Origin of the sequence: Pedobacter hiemivivus (assembly GCF_004331685.1) — a bacterium.
In the GTDB taxonomy this organism is placed as follows: domain Bacteria; phylum Bacteroidota; class Bacteroidia; order Sphingobacteriales; family Sphingobacteriaceae; genus Pedobacter; species Pedobacter hiemivivus.
The window spans coordinates 105,238-126,692 of record NZ_SJSM01000007.1 but is presented as its reverse complement, the minus strand read 5'-3'; the positions used below and the strand labels follow the sequence as shown (position 1 = coordinate 126,692).

The 21,455-nt window shown below is 40.6% G+C and carries 11 protein-coding genes and 4 tRNA genes; 1 reads left to right on the top strand and 14 read right to left on the bottom strand.

The genetic code is table 11. The features are described from left to right. Window positions 1-8 precede the first annotated feature (8 nt). From EZ444_RS13610 to EZ444_RS13585, 6 genes are all read right to left on the bottom strand, one after another. Window positions 9-3,044 (bottom strand): chondroitinase-B domain-containing protein, encoded by a 3,036-nt coding sequence (locus tag EZ444_RS13610; RefSeq protein ID WP_131609690.1) that lies wholly within the window; start codon window positions 3,042-3,044, stop codon window positions 9-11. A gap of 151 nt (window positions 3,045-3,195) precedes the next feature. Then, the gene (locus EZ444_RS13605) at window positions 3,196-4,869 is read right to left on the bottom strand and encodes a sodium:solute symporter family protein (RefSeq protein WP_225874729.1); all 1,674 of its coding nucleotides are present in this window, start codon (window positions 4,867-4,869) and stop codon (window positions 3,196-3,198) included. 23 nt (window positions 4,870-4,892) lie between these two features. Next, window positions 4,893-7,169 carry an FAD-dependent oxidoreductase gene (locus EZ444_RS13600; protein WP_131609688.1) on the bottom strand — a complete coding sequence of 759 codons (2,277 nt, stop codon included), beginning with the start codon at window positions 7,167-7,169 and terminating at the stop codon, window positions 4,893-4,895. A gap of 15 nt (window positions 7,170-7,184) precedes the next feature. Continuing rightward, on the bottom strand, window positions 7,185-9,197 hold the full coding sequence (locus EZ444_RS13595; protein ID WP_131609686.1) for a sialate O-acetylesterase: 2,013 nt from the start codon (window positions 9,195-9,197) through the stop codon (window positions 7,185-7,187). An 18-nt stretch (window positions 9,198-9,215) separates the two neighbouring features. Beyond that, on the bottom strand, window positions 9,216-11,213 hold the full coding sequence (locus EZ444_RS13590) for a glycoside hydrolase family 2 protein (RefSeq protein ID WP_131609684.1): 1,998 nt from the start codon (window positions 11,211-11,213) through the stop codon (window positions 9,216-9,218). A 10-nt stretch (window positions 11,214-11,223) separates the two neighbouring features. Next, window positions 11,224-13,086, bottom strand: a complete 1,863-nt coding sequence (locus EZ444_RS13585; RefSeq protein WP_131609682.1) for a glycoside hydrolase family 97 protein — start codon at window positions 13,084-13,086, stop codon at window positions 11,224-11,226. A gap of 213 nt (window positions 13,087-13,299) precedes the next feature. Here EZ444_RS13585 and EZ444_RS13580 point away from each other — a divergent pair, with 213 nt between their 5' ends. Further along, window positions 13,300-14,313, top strand: a complete 1,014-nt coding sequence (locus tag EZ444_RS13580) for a LacI family DNA-binding transcriptional regulator (RefSeq protein ID WP_131609680.1) — start codon at window positions 13,300-13,302, stop codon at window positions 14,311-14,313. A gap of 147 nt (window positions 14,314-14,460) precedes the next feature. On the opposite strand, the gene EZ444_RS13575 is transcribed toward EZ444_RS13580, so the two are convergent. The 8 genes from EZ444_RS13575 to EZ444_RS13540 form a co-directional block, all read right to left on the bottom strand. After that, a complete protein-coding gene (locus EZ444_RS13575; RefSeq protein ID WP_131609678.1) occupies window positions 14,461-16,083 on the bottom strand; it encodes a RagB/SusD family nutrient uptake outer membrane protein in 1,623 nt (540 codons plus the stop codon). 18 nt (window positions 16,084-16,101) lie between these two features. After that, the gene (locus tag EZ444_RS13570; RefSeq protein ID WP_131609676.1) at window positions 16,102-19,182 is read right to left on the bottom strand and encodes a SusC/RagA family TonB-linked outer membrane protein; all 3,081 of its coding nucleotides are present in this window, start codon (window positions 19,180-19,182) and stop codon (window positions 16,102-16,104) included. A gap of 74 nt (window positions 19,183-19,256) precedes the next feature. Beyond that, window positions 19,257-20,105, bottom strand: a complete 849-nt coding sequence (locus EZ444_RS13565; protein WP_131609674.1) for a glycoside hydrolase family 16 protein — start codon at window positions 20,103-20,105, stop codon at window positions 19,257-19,259. Window positions 20,106-20,329: 224 nt separating this feature from the next. Next, a tRNA-Leu gene (locus EZ444_RS13560) sits at window positions 20,330-20,414 on the bottom strand. A 64-nt stretch (window positions 20,415-20,478) separates the two neighbouring features. Beyond that, a tRNA-Gly gene (locus tag EZ444_RS13555) sits at window positions 20,479-20,551 on the bottom strand. A gap of 41 nt (window positions 20,552-20,592) precedes the next feature. Further along, a tRNA-Leu gene (locus EZ444_RS13550) sits at window positions 20,593-20,677 on the bottom strand. A 69-nt stretch (window positions 20,678-20,746) separates the two neighbouring features. Continuing rightward, window positions 20,747-20,819 (bottom strand) — tRNA-Gly (locus tag EZ444_RS13545). 128 nt (window positions 20,820-20,947) lie between these two features. Beyond that, window positions 20,948-21,439: a regulatory protein RecX gene (locus EZ444_RS13540; RefSeq protein ID WP_131609797.1), complete on the bottom strand. Its 492-nt coding sequence runs from the start codon at window positions 21,437-21,439 to the stop codon at window positions 20,948-20,950. Between the last annotated feature and the right edge of the window lie 16 nt (window positions 21,440-21,455).

Sequence of the window (21,455 nt, the reverse complement as noted above, 5' to 3'; positions counted from 1 at the left end):
TTTAAAATCTATTTATTTCTGATGATAGTAATGAAGCCTTTAATCTTCGTTTCCGACGTACCTGTACTTAACATATAATAGTAGGTGCCTTCATTCAGGAGATTTCCATTCCACATTCCATCCCATTCATTATCGTAGCCCTTTTTAGCATAAACCAATCTCCCGGCCTTATCAAATACGCTGACCTCATTATTCGGATACATTTTAATATTTTGTATGATCCATCTGTCGTTTACCCCATCTCCATCTGGAGTGAGCAGATTTGCGGCGTCCATAGGGTAAAGTTTTTCAACAGGCTGCTCAGGCTTTGGCTCCTCAGGTTTTGGTTTTTCGTCGTATACAACTTCATATGCAAATGGTACAGCCGAAGGCCCTACAAATTTCGGCTCGAGCGCACTGATAAAAATCGGGCTATTGCCTTTGTATTCATCTGCGCCAATATCTTTGGCCCCTGTCCTCGGTTGTCTTTCAAAATCAACGGAAACCTCATTAAAATCTCCCTTTGCAGCGTCTATAGCCGGACTCCACTGATCGAGTCTTAAAACCTTGTAGGCCAAATGATCTGCGCAAGCCCCATTTAAGTCTTTGCATTTGGGCTGTACCAACTTAGGATCGATGTTCCTGATCTGATCTGGGGTAGCACTGATTCCAATCGAGGACAAACCTGTTGGATACATAATATTGTTGGTAAAACTTAGCCCTGCAAGCGCAGCGGTACTAAATGATTTTACAATAGGAGCTGTATTATCGACAACAATGTTATTTGAAATGGAGCAGTTTATCGGATATTTAGGATACTTACCATTGTTATCAAACCCAATCTCAATATTCGATTTATTGTTAACAAATGTGTTAAAGGCTACAGTAATATCCTCTGGCAAGTAATGATCTGAAAGACTACTGGAACTATTTGTCACATCCCCATTCGTTAAGGTAATTGCTGCATCCCACTTTGAGCCCGTAAGTCCCTGAAAATAGTTATTAAGAATTTTATGGCCTTTCCCATAAGCCCTAACCCCACCACAGCCAATGGTATTGCTGGCCCCAGATTCAGGATCGGTATACACTGCAGTCTTACCCTCACCAAAGAAATAATTTCCTTCGGCAATAGTACCAGTCCCCTGGCGCAGACATAGCGTCCCAAGGCAGCGCTGAAAAGTATTGAACCTTACCGTATTATCGCATGATTTTATCGATACGATTTCAGGATCTCCATCACAATCCTGAAAAAGATTGTATTCTATCACTGTAAATCCACTGCTTTTAGACAATGGGCTTACGCCCACTCTAATGCTTTCTTTCTCATTGGCAGCCCTTGGGCCATTATTTTTAAACACATTATAACTAATGGTATCATGCTGTGACTGTTGATTATAATTTCCATCCAGCACGATATACTTACCGGATTGCGTTTTACCATCAAAGCTGTTATGATCAATCAGATTGTGACCAGAGCGCAACGGCAGCGGACTGGCAAAAGTATCACCTATATAGATCCAGTTACATGAGCTGGTTTCTTTAATTTCAAAAGTATTTCCGGTGATCCGTACCCTACTGCAGTTCTGTATTTTAATCCCTGTACCTATTGAAGCACTTTGAAAAGAAAAGCCTTTAATGGTCACATACTTTAAACTCTCAAGAGTTAATGCCGTATTGCCATTAAAAATAGCCTTACCCGGATTTTTTGCTATAATCATGATAGGTTTAGCCGGACAACCAGAACGTGTTATCGTTAAAGCACTAAGGTTGTAACTCCCATCTTCCACTTCAATGACATCCCCCGGATTCATAGCACTCAAAGCAGTTTTAAATTCGGCAACAGTGGTTACAAGTCTTTTAATTGCGGGGGTCGTAATTTCGCTGATATTAGCGCCAATCGTTAAGTTTCCGCTCACTGTGATTGATTTCGATAATTCATTTCCTGTAAGTCCACCTGTCCATCCGTTGAACTGAGAACAGGCATCATAAACGATGGTAGCGGTTAGCTTTGTCTCTTTATAATACTTGTTGTCCGTTGCTACAGGCGACAAGGTGATTTGCCCATTTACAGGTTGATTTATACTGATCACATATTGTGGTGGTGGATTCCCGAGATCAACCCCAGTAATTGCACCAATGGTCATATTTCCGGTTACTGCAAAACTTTTCACAAGTTCTGTACCGCTAAGATCCCCTGTCCAACCACTATTCTTATATCCTTGTGGCAGCGTAAGCGTTGCTGTAACCTGCTGACCAAGCTCATAGGATGCAGCTGCAGGATTTAATGTGATCGTTCCATAATCGGGCTGACTAAGCGTAATGGTTCTTGAAGTGGCAGAGGCGCCAAAGGAGACGTCATGTATTGGATTTGTCCCAATGTACATTTGATCTATAAAAAATTCAGAGCTGGCAACCTGAGTATCCGAAGTATGATTAAAGCGCAATGAGTGAAATTGCTTAACACTTGCAACACGCGCGCCGCTGGCGGTAGGCGTATAACTTTCCCTGATGTTAAATTCAGCATCAACAAGCACCCCGTTGATGGCCACCTTATATTTTTCTGTAGCTAAATCAACTTTAACGCTGATCCTAACCCAGTCTTTGCTGGTCCATACCCCAATATTAACTGCGGCGGAACCGTTATAGGCTTTTATTTTATTGTCAGTACCAAACTCAATTACAAATATCCGTTTAGCACTGTTCCCAAACAGATCATAGGCATTGATAGCGATTCCTTTTGTTGCAAATGAAACCGGATTTAACCAAACATCTGCATAAATATCACCCGTTAAGCCTGCCACAATGCCCGAGTAAGGAATAAAATCCACCAACAAAGCAGCGTTACCTGCATTCAAACTCACAGATTGAGAGCCGGCTTTAACGGTACTAGTTGCCGAGACGACCGCATTTCCAGCCTTTACTTTCCAATTGTTCTGATCATTTAGGTTTCCTGAAACATACCCATCTATGGTTTCAAACGAAGTTTGCAATGCTACCTGGGCTTTAGTTTTATCAACTACAACTAGCCCCAGTATTATGCAAAGGCATAATGCTAGTCTATTCATACAGTTTGGTTTTAAAATACGGGGTGGTTAAACCTCATACTTTTTATTTGGTCAGTGATTACATTTGGTTCACCAATAATTGGTAAACCAATTATTGGTGAACCAAATGTAATCAATAAAATGACTCTTCAAACTGGATTTACAATTATTTTTATACTTTTTTAACAGCGATCCGCCAAAGGAATATAGCCGATATAATAATTAGTCCCCCGACGGTCATCACTGTTGCCGAAAAATCCTTCGCAACATAACCGAGGATACCAATGCCCACACCAACCACTCCCATAGAAAGTGCTATAACTTTTATTCCGAACTTATTTTGCTTTGCTGCATCCGCATGCACAATCGGATCTATTGGCTTTACCGCTGTAACAAGCTTTTCCTTTTCCATCTCTACCGCTTTTGCAGAAACCATGCATTTGGCGGCATAATATATTTCGAAGCATAAAAGAATAGCTATAGGAATCCCCATTCCCATGCATGTTTCCATGGTACGGTCAAGTTTTAATCCCCAAATCCCTGGGGCGATCACCTTGAAAAACAGGTTGATCAGCAAGGATAAAACTGTTGCTGTAACTACTGACAATCCCCTTTGCCGCCTCGAAAAAAGTGTCCAGATGATAGGAGCGAATAATGCCCCACCTGCGATAGATGCTGTGCTTAAAACAACCTCAACAATTCCTCCTGCACTTGGGATCCAAATCGCCACTACGATGGTTAATGCACCAAAAAGTAAGGTAAAAAACCTGGCCATCCAGATCACTTCCACTTCTGAAGCATTTGGCCGCAATAAGTTTTTATAAATATCCTGCGCAAAAACTGTAGCGGCCATGTTAATTGTGGTATTGGCCTTACTTGAAGTTGCTGAAACCATACCTGCGAGTACAAGCCCGATTAATCCCGCCGGCATTACCCGCTGGATGAGCATCATATAAGCATCTTCTGTTTCCAAACCCTGAAGATTAGGATTGATCACCCGATAAATCATAGGTGGAATCATCCAGATAAAAGGGCTGATAAAGTAGAGTATTGTAAAAATACCGGCTACTTTTTTAGATTCTTTTTGACTGGAGACACTGGTATAACGTTGTACATAGGACCAGTTTCCGCCGATATAAAAGGTTTGATAAACCACAAAAGCCAACATAAAGCCGAAAGTATAGTCCTCGTTAAAGGGCTCAAAGAAATGTGGCGGAGCTTTAACAATCAGATTTGCGGGACCACCAATTTGAGCAAAGGCGATTGGAATTACGATAAGTACCGCAGCTGTTAAAATCACGAACTGCACTACATCTGTAACTAAAACAGCCCACAAACCACCTGCAGCTGTATAAACGACAATGATTAAGCCGATCACAATGATACAGGTTTCCAGAGAATAAGGTGTGGCCACATGTACCATTTTTCCCACCGGATATAATACTGCCGCAGTTGTAAAAAGACTTAGCAGCAATGTCATATAGGTATAGAACTGCTTTTCGCCAGCTCCAAAACGCTTACCAATGTATTCAGCAGCGGTTGCCACCCCTGTTTTTTTCCACTTTGCGGCAATAAAAAAGGTTACAATTAACCCACTAATAGCCATCGTTAACTGTATGGCATTGGCAACCAAACCATGTTTATAGGCTATAGATCCCCAAACCACAAAGGTCCCGGCAGAAAAGTAACTGATAAACAAAGACAATCCGTTTATCCACCAGGGAGTTTCCCCTCCGGCCTCAAAAAATGCTTGTCCACTTTTACTGCCGACCCTAGTAAAGGTTAGCCCTATGCAAAATATAAGTAAGGCAAAAACTGCCATTACAACGAAGTCTAATTGTCCCATTTAGTTTTGTAGAGTTAATTATTTTAATAACAGCGTACTGAGAATAAGGCCGCTGGGACATCTGCCGATGGATGTACCAGAGATATCGCAAGGCTTTTAGTATTTACCGGCTGGTCCAGTTCAATTATATTCCTTGTTTGATAATTATCAGTTTTGCTGAAAATAACTTTCCCCTCTCCATCCTTAATCACATAATCTCTTACACAAAATGGCATTACATGCTCCGGATGTCCCATTAATACAGACTCCATTGGATGATCATAATCTGTATCGAACAAAATCTCTATTCTTTTTATCGTTTTGGTTTCCTTCCAGTCAATGGTTATTGTTGGATTTTCATCGTTCCAATCTGCTACCCATGCATTCGTAGCCGCGGCAGGCCTATCAATCCCATTTGTAATATTTGAAGCTTGAAAAGCATCAATACCAGGCTCATATTTAAAAGCAACATTCTGCCCCTCAGGTCTGCGCTTAGGACACCAGAATTCAAACTCATCCACACCTATATCCGCAGGTGGTGTTTGTTTTCCAAAATTAGATACAGCCTTATTGATCGAATTGAATACCGACAAAATTCCTGTCACTCTTTTATTAGAAAAATGCAATTTGATTTTCGGGTTTTTCATGAAAGTGACAAACGCATATGCTTCATCTTTCATCTCTACATCAAACTGCAAGCGTAATTCGTTGCGTCCTGCGTTCACAGGCAGAATGATTTTATCCAATATTATTTCAGGGGTATGATTGGTACTTTTCTCACTTACCCTAAACTGTACTTCCAGTTCTGTTGCCTCCTCACTTTCCGCATGAAAGCTGAATGTTCCACATTTCCCCTTCTTTAGTGGTATCATTTGCGCGATAGAAAATTCCAATGGCCTTAGCAGTCCGGCTTCCGGGAGTTCATCCAACAGCAGCTCTGATGAGGCCGTAACTACAGCAGTACCAACAAGGTCCTCAGGATCGTCCAACACTACATTAGGAATGTGATGCCCGGTACGAAGCAAGGCGATCTGTAATTCAGTAATAAAACCCTGATGGTAGACATCAGCAGGTAGAATCTTCCTATCCTTACAAATTTTTGCCGCCATAGCTACCGCCTGCGCAGCATGTGCGGCAGTGGCCATAACCCTCGTAGAACCAAATGCGACATGTGTTGCACTAATGATTCTGCCCGCAAGGAAAAGGTTTTTAATATTACGGCTGTACAACGAACGATAAGGAATCTGATAAATGCCTTTGCCATGCCATTGGTTACAACCAGGTTTTTCACTAAACACCCCATCAGCAGGATGCAGATCAATGCTCCAGCCACCAAAAGCTACGGCATCATCGTGCAAGTGCTGTTGAACAACATCTTGTTGTTTAATGATATATTCACCTTCAAAACGGCGGCTTTCTCTTTTCCCCGGGATGGTACCGATCCATTCCAATGTTAAATTCTCGGCTTCAGGAAAATTGCCTGAGTTTTTTATATAATTCCATGCCCCATAGGCCACCTTCCACAGTTCCCACTTAATTTTCTCCGTATCGTGCACAGTATCCAATCTGCCGCCATATTCAAGCCACCAAAGTTTACAACCGTATTCTTTAGCGTTAAAATTTCTAAACCTGGGCACTTTTGTAATGTCATCCAGCGCATACGATGGTGCTACAAATTTCACTGGCTTACCAGTGTCTTTGCTATAAAAATATAGACTATGCCCGAGTAGCTCACCATATTCCTTTGTCGGTGCAAACAGTTCTCCAAATTCCTCCTTGCTTTCGGCCCCCATTCTAAATGCCGCCCCTGCCAAAAAAGCGACGATACCATCGCCGGAGGCATCGCAAAACAGTGGCGCTGTGATGATATATTCCGTAGAGTTCTGACTGCAAAATGCCTTTACACTGCTTATTTCATCCGCTGATGATTTTTCAACATCATAGACAGCAGTATTTAAAAGCAGGGTAATATTAGGCTCAGCAACGACTTTATCTAACAAAACCATATCAAATATCAAAGGGTTGCCTTCTGGATTTCTGTACACATTCTCAACCATGAGCTCATCTACCACCCCTCCCTCTCTTGCCCAACGATTGTTATTTCCCATGTGAGATGTTGCACCCAACATCCATAAGCGTACTTCACTACTTGCGTTTCCGCCAAGCACTGGTCGGTCCTGGACCAAAACAACTTTTAATCCTTCTCTCGCAGCAGTAATCGCAGCACATGTTCCAGAAACACCTCCACCAATTACCGCAAGATCCACCTGCAATCCGGCCGATTGTAAAACCCGCTTTTCGCCTCCTTGACTAATTATCATAAACTATATTTTGTATTATTTCTTACCTTCTGTAATACCCTTCCAAGTGTCTGTTCTAAATGGCGACAATGGCAAGCCCTCCTGATTAAAGACATTAGCACCGTTACTTTCTACAGGACTACCTGTCCAGGCATATCTGACAGCGACCGGTTTTATTTTCCAGAGCCAGACAACAATTTCATCTCCATCAATCTTTGCGTTTGCCCATACAAATTTTTTATCGGCACCCGCAATTGCGAAGCCTTTGGGAACCGTACCATCTTTAGTAATCAATCCTTTTGTTGAATTACTGAATTTGATGCGAATGCTGTCACCGCTTAATTTCATCGATTGGTACAATGGAGAAGTATTGAGTTTATTTTCGCCATACACTGTTTTCATGGCCTGAATCGCCAATCGTTTACCAACCACCTGCTTATTAAGCGGATGGATATCGTATGGATCACCAACATCAATGGTAACGGCCATGCCTGTATTGTTCAATGAAATGGCTTCCGTCTGCGCCTCCCTTAGTTCCGCCCAGAAATGATCGACTGGCTCGCTTGTAATTGGGCCATAACCTGACAGCTGGGTAAAAATAAAAGGTAGATCTCCTTGATTAAATTGCTTCCTCCAGTCGTTGATCAGGAGCGGAAAAAGTGTTTTATATTGAAAAGCCTTACCTGCATTATTCTCTCCCTGATACCACAAGAAGCCTTTTACCGGCAATTTTTCAAGTGGAGCGATCATACCATTGTATAATACCGAAGGCAACGAAGCTACATTGATCAGCCCCTTTGGCTGTTCTGGATATGCTGTCGCAGGTAAACCCAAGGCATATTTCCATTCCCCTGCTAGTGGTATAGTCGTTGGTGAAGCTGACTCAACCATTTGCTCTAACCTAATAACAGCTGCGTCTTTAGCTTCAAATCCCGCAGGTCTGTCAAATGTTTCTAACCTGATGGTGATGATATTTTCACCTTTAAGCAGCATTTCTTTTGGAATACGGTATACCCTTTTGCCGCCAAACCCAGCAACTCTACCTACTTCTGTGCCGTTAAAATAGGTAATGTCACGTTCATTCAGTTTTTCCATGATCAACGTAAGATCCTGACCGTTCATTGATGGAGGAACAGTAATGTGCTTACGTAGCCATATACTTCCTTTATAGTTAACAGGCCCCTGCTCATCAAGCGTTCCTGGCACAACGAATGTTTTCCAATTTGCATCACTGTATTCATTCTTGTTCCATTTCTCGATAAAACCCTTGTCCTTTTCCAACAGTTTTTTCGCATATGGGAAACTGCTGTTCATGTACATCTGTTTTTGGATCACGTCTATGGTAGCTCCATTTTTATAGCTCAGCAACAGGCTGTCTGCTTTGACTTTAAAATCAGGATGCGTAACTAGCGCGGCATTACTGATCCAGGATTCAGCAGGTGTACCGCCCCAGGATGTATGAATGATACCTATAGGCACCTGATAACGTTCATTCAATGATCTTGCGAAGAAATAGGCTACTGCCGAAAACTCCCAGGCATTCTCTGTGCTACAGGTTTTCCAGCTTGCATTTTTTGTTTCTTCTAAAGGAAAAGAACTTGCATGCTTAGGGACAGTGAAGAATCGAATTCCCTCATGATTGGCTTTGCGCAATTCATACGGCGCATTGAGCGTACGTCGTAATACCCATTCCATATTAGATTGGCCTGAACAAATCCAAACGTCACCTATCAGAATATTCTTCCAAGTAAATAAACTATCAGACACTACTTTTAGTTTATATGGGCCGCCCGCCTCCATAGCCGCGAATGAAATTTCCCATTTACCGTCATCATTGGTATTGACCTTTTGTTTTTTTCCGGCAAACTCTAGCTCAAAAGATGTTTTTTTATTGGCTGTACCAAAAAACTTAATTGGTTTATTCCTTTGCAGAACCATGTTCTCACTAAACAAGTTCGATAACCTCACAATTCCGCCCCCTTTTGAGAAGGATGCTACACAAACAAATGTGATTAGCAATGCGAAGACCCTGGTATACTTCAAAATCATATCTATGTTGTTCTTTAATTAAAATGCTTGCCTTAGGACTACAAAACCACCTGGTTTTATCAATTCTATCTGTCTAACTTTATCAAGGGATGAAATGTCCAGACTCAGTTCCTGTGATTCACCAGGTTTTAAAGTTTTAAGCTGCACACTTTCATCTCCCGCTTTTACCTGGTAGCCTTTTAAGATGTAAGAAGGGAAATCTGCCCGGGCTTTTATATTTATGGTTAGTTTTCCAGCTTTAGCGCTTAACACAGTTATCAATGCAGGCGAAAATTCTTCTTGTAAGAACCTGTAACTGTCTCGTGGCTCACGTTCTGGTGTAACAACTCCCCACGACCTGTAGCCATCGGCGTTTGACAAAGGGAAACGGCTCAGATAGTCATTGAAGGCCCAAATGGATGCCCCAACCACATAATCTTTATTTCTAAATGCTGCTATAGCCTTCTTCAGATGATCAATGCGGTCTTTTTCCGTCTTATTTGGTGTGCTCATCATCCCGAATTCACTAATGTAAACTGGTTTTGACGGATATAGCTCATGAATCCGCGACACCCATTTATCATGGTTCGCATAAACATTGGCACTTATAAAATCAACATATTGTGACGCCTCGTCTTCCGACTTCTTTATATAATCCCTGAAAACAATATTGGTAGCGAATGTAATCAACCTGGTAGCATCAAGCTCCTTTGTAAATTTACTCATGTCCCTTACCCATGCTTGTCCCTCTGGTTTGTGTGAGTAAAACTCATTTCCTAAAGAATAAGCAATTACCGATGGGTGGTTCCAATCCCGCTCCACCATCTCTCTCATTTGCGACTGAAATTTCCTTCGCATCATCGTATCAGCCATTTGTGAAGACGCCAGTTGCCAGTTCCCCGCTTCAGTGATGATGAGCATTCCATGTTTATCCGCCCAATCAAGCAAGTCGTTAGATACCGCATGATGACCAATTCTGGAAAGTTCCATTCCTGCCGATTTCATCAGTACAAGATCTTTCTTTAGTATGCTGTCGGGATCTATAGAACCATAACCGGGATAATCCGCAGGCCTGTTTCCACCTGCCATCCTTATAGGCTCTCCGTTCAGAAGAAACTTCGCGTTTTTTATTTCAATCTTCCTGATCCCAAAATTATGGCTTAACGTATCCTTACCAGTAAACGCCTTCAAGGTATACAAGTATGGATGATCCTGGTTCCAAAGCTTTACCTGCCCCGCATTCATATTACCATTAACAACTACTTCTTTTGAAGCATTTGCGCGAATGCTAATTTTAAACGGCTTAAATAATGATAAAAATTTACCAGATTCATCCTGAACATGAATAGTCAATGTTACTGTAGTCGCAGAAGCAGATGTGTTTTTAATAAACCCAGTAACGCCAATATTAGCGGTACCTTTTTTCAAATCCGGATCGGTATGAATTTTAACATGACTCAGGTAAACCTCAGGCCGGATCTTCAGTTCAACAGGCTTAGTGATCCCACCGTAATTCATCCAGGGATAAACCTGGGCAGCACTCGCGTTATAATTTGAATCGACAGCCCTTGCTCCGGGAATAGTTGTCCTGTCCCAGGAATTGTCGACCATCACAGACAATACATTCTTTTCTTTTAGCACAGAAGTAACATCCAGCTCAAAAGGAGTATAACCGCCTTCGTGCGAACCTACTTTCTTGCCATTTAGCCATACCTCACATTTGTAAAACACAGCATCAAACTTTATAAAGGCTTTATTACCAGATCGGACTGGCTTGGTGTCAAACTTTTTAAAATACCATGCTGTGCCAGTATAAAAGAAATACCTTTTATCAACAGAAAAAGAATGTGGCACGATAACCTTATCTAACTTACTGTCCGGAAAAGCTGAATCAGTCCAACCCTCACTTACACCAATCTTTAAGGGATCGAGCGCAAAAGACCATCCACCCGAAAGCGATTGTGCATTTAGCTGCGCGTAACCCTCTGAAGAAAATGCGAAAAGTAAAACAAAAAGAAAACGCAGTTTGGATATCATATTATATATTTTACTTAAAAGGTTTGATTTCAATAACCACCCCAGCGTTAGGACCAATAACTATCTTTTTGAAATCAATACGACTAATGGTTGATTCCGTTTTCAAAAACCCGTCGCCAACCCTGGCATCTGTAATTATAGTTTCCTTATACTTTTTAGATTTTGTCAAGAAATATGGCTTTAAGTTAATCTCTTTTTTCTCTGTTGTCCCGTTAATTGCCACGACATACCATTTATCGCCTTTTCTTTTAGCAAATGCGGCAACCTCAGCTATTGAACTACCAGGTAATACGATGGTTTCATCCCAGGTTACCGGCAATGTTTTTAGCAGGGGTATAATAGGTTTGAATTTATCATCGGCCAGTAACTTTATCGGATTCTCCGCCAGACATTGAAAAGGCGAGTTGAACAGATAAAATAAGGCGAGCTGGTGTGTATTTGTGGTATTGGCTTTATTGTAAAACAGGCCGGGCGTATAATCACCATGGCCAAGAACAAGCCTTGTAAAAGGAAGAGCTGCATTATGCCATGCCGGAATTGGCTCATTCATGATATTAAGTTCCATCCCCCTGATCCCTTCCCTGGTCATTTCATTAGGATAAGTTTTACTTTCCCCTGTCGGCGGATGACATCCGTGAAAGTTGACCATTAACTTTCTCTTGGCACAAGCTTTTAAAAACCCAATTTCAAAATCAACCAACTCTTTAGCTTCGCTGTCCATAAAATCGGTCTTGATCCCAACAGCGCCTGTGTTTTTAACGCTATCTAAAAACCGCTCTCTCGTAGAAGAATCTCTAAGTCCTTTAGAATTTTTCCATACCCATACGCCAACCTTCTTTGTCCCCGCAAATGTGCAGATATCTCTCAATTGCGTCCATTTGTCGGCCCATTTAGTTTCCCAACCTTCATCTAATAAAGTATATTCAAAATTCAATTCGGAGGCAGCGGTTATAAATTTCATTTCTTCTCTCGGCTCCATATAGTTAGCGGTTCTGGTTATCCAGCTCCATACAGACCTGCCGGGTTTGATATATTTTGTATCCGCATATAAATGAGGATCAGGCTCCGGATTCAGATCATTGATCATCGTATTGTTAACCAGATCATTCAAATTGCTTGCGTATAGTAAAACCCGCCATGGTGTGGTGATATCCCCTGAAACGCTGAATCCTCCAGTTTCTGTAAAATCAGTTTGCAAAGTCCTATTTCCTAAAGCTTTAAAGCGCATTCCGCTGTAATTATATAAAGCAGCTTCTGTAAGCATTGCGTACTTTTTCCCTGGTAGCTCAAACAACAAAGGCTTACCTTGCACAGGACCTTGATTTGAGATTATAGGCAAACTATCTATAGGAGTCTGGATCCAAAGTCCCGCATAACTCTTCAATTTCCAGCTGTTCTTTCTTTCAAAAAACCATACACGAGATTCAGGAAATCTAAAACAAGTCAGCTCTTTCATCACCCGCTGATCAGCTGTTCCAGTAAAAATATATCTGAAGGCAGCACCTTCATTCGAAAGGCGGAATTCAATTGTATAACTGCGTGACGCTTCAAATACAGAAAAGCTATAAAAATTATACCCTTTGCGTTTATCACCACTTTTAGAATAAATGGTGCCTTTTTTTAATCCGTTTAAACTTGTGATCTTACTTCCGTAAGCTACCCCGTCAACTACGATTCCCATTTCTGATTGATCGATTACCGGCTTGCCATCCGCTTTTATGCTATAAAACAAGCGGCCATCTTTAGGAAAGAGCTCAGCAGAGATATTACCTGATGGACTGCGCATAGGCAGGTTTATCCCCCTTGTTAAGGCAAATGTATTTGTGGTAACAATAATCAGAAAAATTTTAAGAAATAGGGCTGCTCTTTTCAATACTGAAGTTTTAAATCCGTTTTACGGGTATAATTTATAATTGGTTATCTCAAATATAGTATTCGGCTGAACAAGGCACGAAGTTTCAAAAGAGTAAAACATCTGGGAGCGTTCCCAATATTAGGGAACATTCCCAATCCAATTTCCCGTTACAACAATTATATATTATATTTAAAAATAAACCAATTTACCCTATCAAAACGATAGCTAGTTATGAAAAAACACCAGGTTACCATTATCGACATTGCAAAGGAACTAAACCTATCAAAGTCAACGGTGTCAAGAGTTTTAACAGGGCATGCAAATGTTAGTATCAAAACCAGAGAGGCAGTGTTAGAACTTGCGGAAAAACTGGATTATCAGAAAAACATGCTGGCCATTGGTCTCATCAGCAAAAAAACCAATACGATAGGTATTATCGTTCCTGAATTTTCAAGCTCTTATTTCCCTCAGATCGTTATCGCCGCGCAGGAGGTTGCCACACAGGCCGGTTACAATACAGTCTTCAGCCAATCCAATGAAACTTATGAAACCGAAGTCGCGAACACAAAAGTGATGCTTGCCAATCAGGTTGATGGCATACTCATTTCCATCACCAGAGAAACAAGGAATTATGATCATTTAAAAGTATTTGAAAGAAAAGGCATTCCCATTGTCTTTTTTAACCGTGTATGCGATGAGATGAAAGTCCCGAAAGTAATTGTTGATGATTTTGAAGGGGCCTTTAACGCAGTAGATTACCTGATTAAGAGTGGAAGGAAGAGAATCGCCCATCTGGCCGGTCCGGCTTCATTAAAGATAAGCGCAAATAGACTGGAGGGCTACAAATCGGCCTTAAGAAAAAACAATATGGTGATTGATGAAGAACTGATCATCTCTTATAATCTAGAAGTATCAAAAGTTAAGATTTATATCAATCATCTTTTAAGTTTAGAAAATCCTCCTGATGCAATTTTTGCAGTAAACGATCCAACGGCGATAGAGGCCATTCAGATCATAAAGAAAAAAGGGTTGAGAATTCCGGAAGACATTGCGATCATTGGCTTTAGTAATGATTATGCTTCCGATTTAATTGCCCCCTCATTAACGACTGTCGCCCAACCTATATCGGAGATTGGCAGTACTGCCGCACAGTTATTAATAGAACAGATCAACAGAGATGTAAGTGACTGGAAGGCGGTAACGAAGGTACTGAAGACAGAGTTAATCATCAGAAATTCAAGCTAAGGGTATTCGTCATCCTGAATTTATTTCAGGACCTCGCACCTGCCATTCAAAACCTGCTCAAGAGGGGTCCTGAAATAAATTCAGGATGACGACGAGCAGAAAAAGAGCTTCAAAAGATTAATCTTTTGAAGCTCTTTTTTATACTGATTAATTTATTCCCTTGTTCGCATCTAACTCCGTTTTTGGTATCGGCCATAGATATCCTTTTGAAGCATCAAAGGGCGTACGCGCCAATGCTGTTGTGATCTCATAAACGATGCCAGTAGATGCAAACCGGGTTAATTTTGCCGGGTTAAACCCCTTGAGATCTTTGTAAGTATCGGTCCCTATTCCCCAACGCATAATGTCAAAGATCCTTAAACCTTCAAATGCAAACTCTACTCTTCTTTCATGCCTGATGACATTCCTTAAAGCTTCAGGAGAAAGCGCTGTTCCTTCTGCGGTCTCAACTTTTGGCATCATCACACTGGTACGCTGTCTAACTTGGTTAATTAAAGAATAGACATAGGTCTGATCATAGCCACCTTTTTCAACTAAAGCTTCAGCTTCCATCAGTAGTACGTCAGCATATCTGATGATAATTGGGTTCACTCCCGAAATACCTGAAACATTGTAATTAGTATATTCCACATATTTCCTTACCCTGAAACTGGTAAGATTCGCCGCTTTTTTATCTGTAGGATAAAATACGCCTGGAGCTTTTGTGGTCGCATTATAGGAATCAATTGTGTAAGGAACCACTATTGAAAAATGCATTCTTGGATCGCGATTCTGAAACCTATTGTCGTACCCACCATTCAGGACGTAAGTAGATGGAGCAACCAGGTCCGATGTTCTTACTGCCGGGTTGTAAAGCGTGTTAGCAGAATTTGTAATCGATAGTCCATTGGTAGAGTAGTATTGTTCGTACAGATCATGAGAAACCTGATAACCGGAGAAGAGATAGAACCTATCGTACCAGGAGTTAGATAAACCTTGCGGCAACGCATTAGTCTGGAACTGCATATCAAAAATAGTTTCCAGGTTACCCGCTTCCCCTTCAGGCAGGAACATCGTTTTATAATCCGGCATGATCTTATAATAATTCAAAGCTTTAACCTTAACGCAGTAAGCCGCCGCTTCTTCATATCTTTTATTGTAAAGCAATACACGCGCTTTGATCGCTAGTGCGGCTCCCTTTGTCGCTCTTCCTTTTTCAGAAGCAGCATAAGAAACAGGCAGCAGTGCAGCTGCATCTTCCAGATCTTTAAGCACCAGCTCAACAATATCTGCGTTTGAGCTTAAGGGTTTATTAGCATCTTCAAGCCCCTCCGGTTTCAGGCGCATCGGTACACCTCCGAAAAAGAAGGACAGATCGGAATAGGCCAGCGCACGTAAAAACGTTGCTTCTCCTTTATATTGTTTATAAGTAGCTTCGGGTAACTTCACATTGTCTATGTAAGCCAAAACCGTGTTAGCTCTTAAAATCACCTTATAATCTCTCGACCATTTATTTACAATGTAGCTGGTTTCATTGTTGTAAGTCCTGTTCCACATGTCCCTGTAGTCAGGGAAATAGCCATTATCAACAATAAAGTCTGTATAGATCGGTTCATTTTTATCGGAGACGTATGCTCTGTAAATTCCGTTCACCGCTTCCTTGATGTCATTTTCTGTCTTAAAATTATCAGGTGCGAGAAAATCAATAGGCTTGCGGTCCAGAAACTCCTTGGTACAGCTTAAAAACAAACAAGCCATGCAACTTAAAAGTATATATTTTATGGTTCTCATATCTTTTACAATTATGGTTTAAAAATTAAGGTTAACACCTAAAGAATAAGTGGCCACCTGTGGATGAAAAGCTGCAGTAACATTTGTAGAACGTCTTTCCGGATCAAAGCCTTCCGGGAAGTCCGAAATCAGGAACAGGTTTTCCGCATTGAAAAATATCCTGCACCTGCTCACATCAAATTTCTTGGTAAACGAGCTTTTTAAGGTGTATGATAATTGCACACTTTTTAGTCTGAAATAAGAAGCATTGTAAATGTTGTAGCTTGTGATTAGTGCATCACGCCCCTTGTCTACATATATCCTTTGATACTTATCAGAAGGATTATCAAATGTCCAGCGGTCAGTAACCATACTTGTCAGCAATGGTCCTGTAGTGTTAAAATATGGAGCAATCAGGTTACCATTCATATAGGCATCCGTACGACCTGTACCCTGTCCAATTACATTTAAACCAAAGTTTTTATAAGATACGTTTGCAGTAAATGAATATTGAAATTTAGGAATGGGATTACCTATAAGCGTTTTGTCGTCTGCATTGATCACACCGTCGTTTTTAACATCACTTATTTTTATATCTCCGGGTGCGGGGCTGGTCATTACGCCAGACACGTTAGGCATTCCCGATTTTAAGAGGTACGTCCGGCTTGCATGTGGCACAGCAGGATCGCTATTGTTTTGCCAGGTAAAATCAGAGACCTGATAAATTCCATCCACCTTATACCCATAAAATGAAGAGAACGGTTCTCCAACAACACTCCTGTTGGTAGTGCTATGATCTACATAAGACAGACCACCAAGCGACGTTAGTTTATTGGTAATGTAACTGGCATTTACGGTAAAGCCGTAGTTAATTTTATCCGCCTTTATCGGGGCATTATAACCAATACTCATCTCTACCCCTTTATTTACCATGTTCCCAATATTTTGGTAAGGGAGTACCGAAACACCTAATGAAGGAGGAATAGTTACACGGGCAAGAATGTCATATGTTTTCTTATTGAAATAATCAAAAGTAATGTTCCATCTGTTCCACAATATCATATCGAGTCCCGCGTCAAATTGCTCAGTAGTTTCCCATCTAGTATCTTTATTCGCAAGAATTATGGTTCCTCTACCCGGTACAATGGCATTTCCGAATGCATAATATTCTGAACCGCTCATTTGATCAGCAAACGCATACTGTGTAAAGATGTTTTGATTGCCTAACCTACCCCATGAGCCCCTTAGTTTCAAGTAAACATCTTTCTTAAGCCCTTTAAAAAATTGTTCTTCGCTTATTCTCCATCCCCCGGAAATTGATGGGAAATTGCCCCATTTCCTACCATCAGCAAAACGGGAAGAACCATCCCTTCTCATATTCAGTTCCAACAAATATTTCCCGGCATAGGAGTAATTGACACGACCGAAAAAAGAAGCTGTAGCCGTTTCATTTGCTGCACTGCTTAAAAATGGAGAGGTTGGATCACCATAATTGAATATTGGCTGGTTTGAAGAAAGGTTTTTAACACTTCCGGCATCATAACTATAAATCATCTCTAGCCGTTCATGCGCTGCCAGGAACTTAAAATCGTGTTTATTCTTTTTTAGCGCATATTCTAAAGTAGCTAAAAATGTATTCAGGTCGCTTTGAGAATTCCTTTTTTCAAGACTCGATTCCCTCAGGTTAATAGCCGTTTCTTCATAGGTACCAGAAGTATAAAACCTTGGTGTAAAATTGACATAGTCTGTTTTTAATTTATTATTACCCAACAAAATCTTTCCGATCAGCCCTTTAACAGGCTCGATCTCTACACTTGCCCTTGAATTAAGGCTGTTCAGTTTATTTTCTATTCCTCCGCCTAAATTCATCGCACCTAAAAATCTTCCCGGATAACTATATAAATTGGGATCACCAGTAAGTGTGTCTATAGATTGAATGAATGCTGTTGGTAGAGAGCCTGAAATTTCCGCCAAAGCCGTACTTGTTGGTGAAATCAATTCCTTTCCTTTTTCAGAATAACCTACCAGGCCCAAATTGATCCGTACTTTATTTTTAACAAAGCTGCCATTTAGATTACTGTTGTAGGATAGCCTTTTTGATGATGTACCGGTCAATATTCCATCCTGATCTTTGTATCCAACGGAATTGGAGAATTTATAATTTTTCTCCCCTCCTCTTAAGCTCAGGTAATGGTTTTGCATATAGGCCTTTTTATAATATACATCGTACCAGTTGGTATTTGGAAAGTTGGGATCAGTCTGATTCTTAAAAAGTTCCAGCTGGCTGGCATTATAAATCGGGGCCAGCGCGACATTTGCTCTTGCTTCATTCAATAAAGAAGCGTAAGTGTAAGAATCTACCGTATTGGGCAGCCGCGTTGCATTTACCATAGAACCAGTCACATTATATTCCACCTGCAATCCTTTACCTATAACCCCCTTTTTGGTTTCGATAATGATTACACCTGCCGAAGCTCTTGAACCATAAATGGCCGCAGAAGCCGCATCTTTTAACACAGAAACCGACTCAATATCATTAGGGTTAACATCATTGATATTTCCCTGAACACCATTAATGATCACCAATGGATCGTTGTTGTTATCAATTGAAGAAACACCCCTGATTCTGATTTCGGAATTGTCATCGCCTGGCCTTCCTGAATTTTGAACAATGGTTACACCGGAAATCTTTCCCTGCAAAATCTGATCCGCAGATGTCAATGCCCTCCCCTCTACTTCCTTTACAGAAACAGAACTTACTGCACCTGTTAAATTGGCTTTAGTTTGGGTCCCATAACCAACAGCAATAACTTCCTCCAGCTGAGTGACACTTTCCTTTAAAGTTACATTAATAACACTTTTGCCGGTTACACTAATGGTCTGGCTGGCATAAGAGAGGTAAGAAAACGTTAATGTTTTTACAACTTCAGGTATCTGCAAACTATAATTCCCATCCTTGTTGGTCATAGCCGTTACATTAGTATTACCGTTCGCCTTCACTATCACTCCTGGTAAAGGCATACTCTGGTCATCAAGCACTTTCCCTGAAATTGTTTTCAGTTGCGCATATATACTGATGCTGATAAATGAAATAAAAATTGTTAATAGTAGTTTTCTCATATTGATTTGTATTTGGTTTAATACCACTCCCAGTTAAAAAATGGCCTAATTGCAGTATATGTTTGGTACTTATCTTACATCCCTTCCAAGGATTTGACCGGTAATTTTAGCGAGTCAAGTTGATCAATGAACTTTTTCTTTCTTAATTTATAAGCTGCGTCGGACATTTCATAACACCTTAAATAATCAAAAAATACTGCACCTGACGCTGTAGCATCCGGTTTTTTCGCTATGCAGCTTAACCATAGGTATAAGTCGTGTTTCGCAAGTTTTCGGACATCTACAGTTTTGAGTAATTTCCCATTAAAATAATAATTGAGGTAATCCGGGGTATACTCAAAACCAAAAACCTGATAACCAGCGGTTAGATCATAATTTACGGTAACAAAATCCCTGTTGGCATTTTTTTTAATGGGCCACCATTGTATTGCTCCATAAGTAAAATAATTATTCGCATATTCCGCATAATGCTCGAAGCAATCAATCTCCAGCCTATCCATATTTTTATAAGCCGGATTTTTGTCGTCAAAGCCACTCATCCAGGATGTCCAGAAGGCTTCATGCCAACCATATCCACCATCCAATTTAACCCTGGTTTCATAATAGCCGTATTTTTTTGGTCTTTTTGTGATGATGCCGCCGCCGGTATAAGATTGATTTTTATACGTTTCTTTTTTCAAATTGATCATTACCTTTCCATCTTCCAATGTTACATTTTCCGATCTCTGATAGCTTGTGCCACTAACGCCGACACGATATTTCCACATTGTAGTATCAAGGGATGTCGCATTGAATTCGTCTGACCAGCTAAGCTTATAACCAACTGGCGCCTGTGCATTAACTTGAATTTGAAAAACAAGCAGACATACTATTGTATAAAAGGGACGCATTTCCCTTAAAGGTAATAGTAAATATTCTTTCATCAGTTTATAATTTGGTTATCTAAATTTGCCCATTTTAATTCGTCACAACCTCAGCTGGCTCATTAAATAAATCTTGGGAATGTTCCCAATTAATGGGAACATTCCCAAGAAACGCAGTATTTTTGATTTTAGAATAAAAGAGTAAACTTATTGGAAGAAAATGTTTTGGAGGGAATAGAAATAAAAACGGGAAGTCCGTCTTTTAGAACGAACTTCCCGTTGAGTACTCAGAGCGGGAATCGAACCCGCACGACTTTTAAGGTCACAGGATTTTAAGTCCTGCGTGTCTACCAGTTCCACCATCTGAGCATTTTCCCAATATCCGTGGGGAAATATCTTTTAAAATAAAAGCCCTCTTTGAAGAAGGCTTTAGAGCGAAAGACGAGATTCGAACTCGCGACCCCGACCTTGGCAAGGTCGTGCTCTACCAACTGAGCTACTTTCGCATTGGTATCGTTTTGCTACATCGATTAAATGCAGTCTTTTGTACTCAGAGCGGGAATCGAACCCGCACGACTTTTAAGGTCACAGGATTTTAAGTCCTGCGTGTCTACCAGTTCCACCATCTGAGCATAATCGTTATCAACTTACATCGATAGGATTAATTTTATAAATATCTTCCTGGTATTGAAAATATTTAGAGCGAAAGACGAGATTCGAACTCGCGACCCCGACCTTGGCAAGGTCGTGCTCTACCAACTGAGCTACTTTCGCATTGATTGACATCATCCGACGTCTTCCCTTTTAGAGCTAGATAATTACTTATCTTGTTTCCGTTTGGGATTGCAAATATAAAGACTTTTATTTTACCTCCAAGTTATTTTTAATAAAAAAAACACCTTCTAAACTAACTCACTGGCCTTCAATACATCAATTATCAAATCTTTTTCAAATCCTTTGCTCATGAGGTAGCTAATCAGTTTATACTTCCGTTTAAAAGCATCATTTTCTTTAATCAAAGGAGCTTTTTTCTGCGCAGTAACTAAAATTGTATTCAAATAATCATCGTAATCAATTGTGTTCAGCGCCCGAGAAATCATTTTATCTGGTATCCTTTTTAGTTTTAAGCCCTGCTTTATTTTAATCTTCCCCCAACGCTTTATCTTGAACTTGCCAGAAACATACGCTTCAGTGAAGCGCTCTTCGTTCAAAAAATTAGTCTGTATAAGCTCCGAGATCAACTCTTCAACGTCATCCGACCATAAACCCCACTCATATAACTTATCGCGAATCTCCTGCTGTGCACGCTCCTGATAAGCACAATAATGCTCAGCCTTTGCCAGGGCTGTCTTCTTATCCAGTTTAATCTGTTTTTTTTCTTGCCCGTCGTCCATCATGCTTTTCAGAACC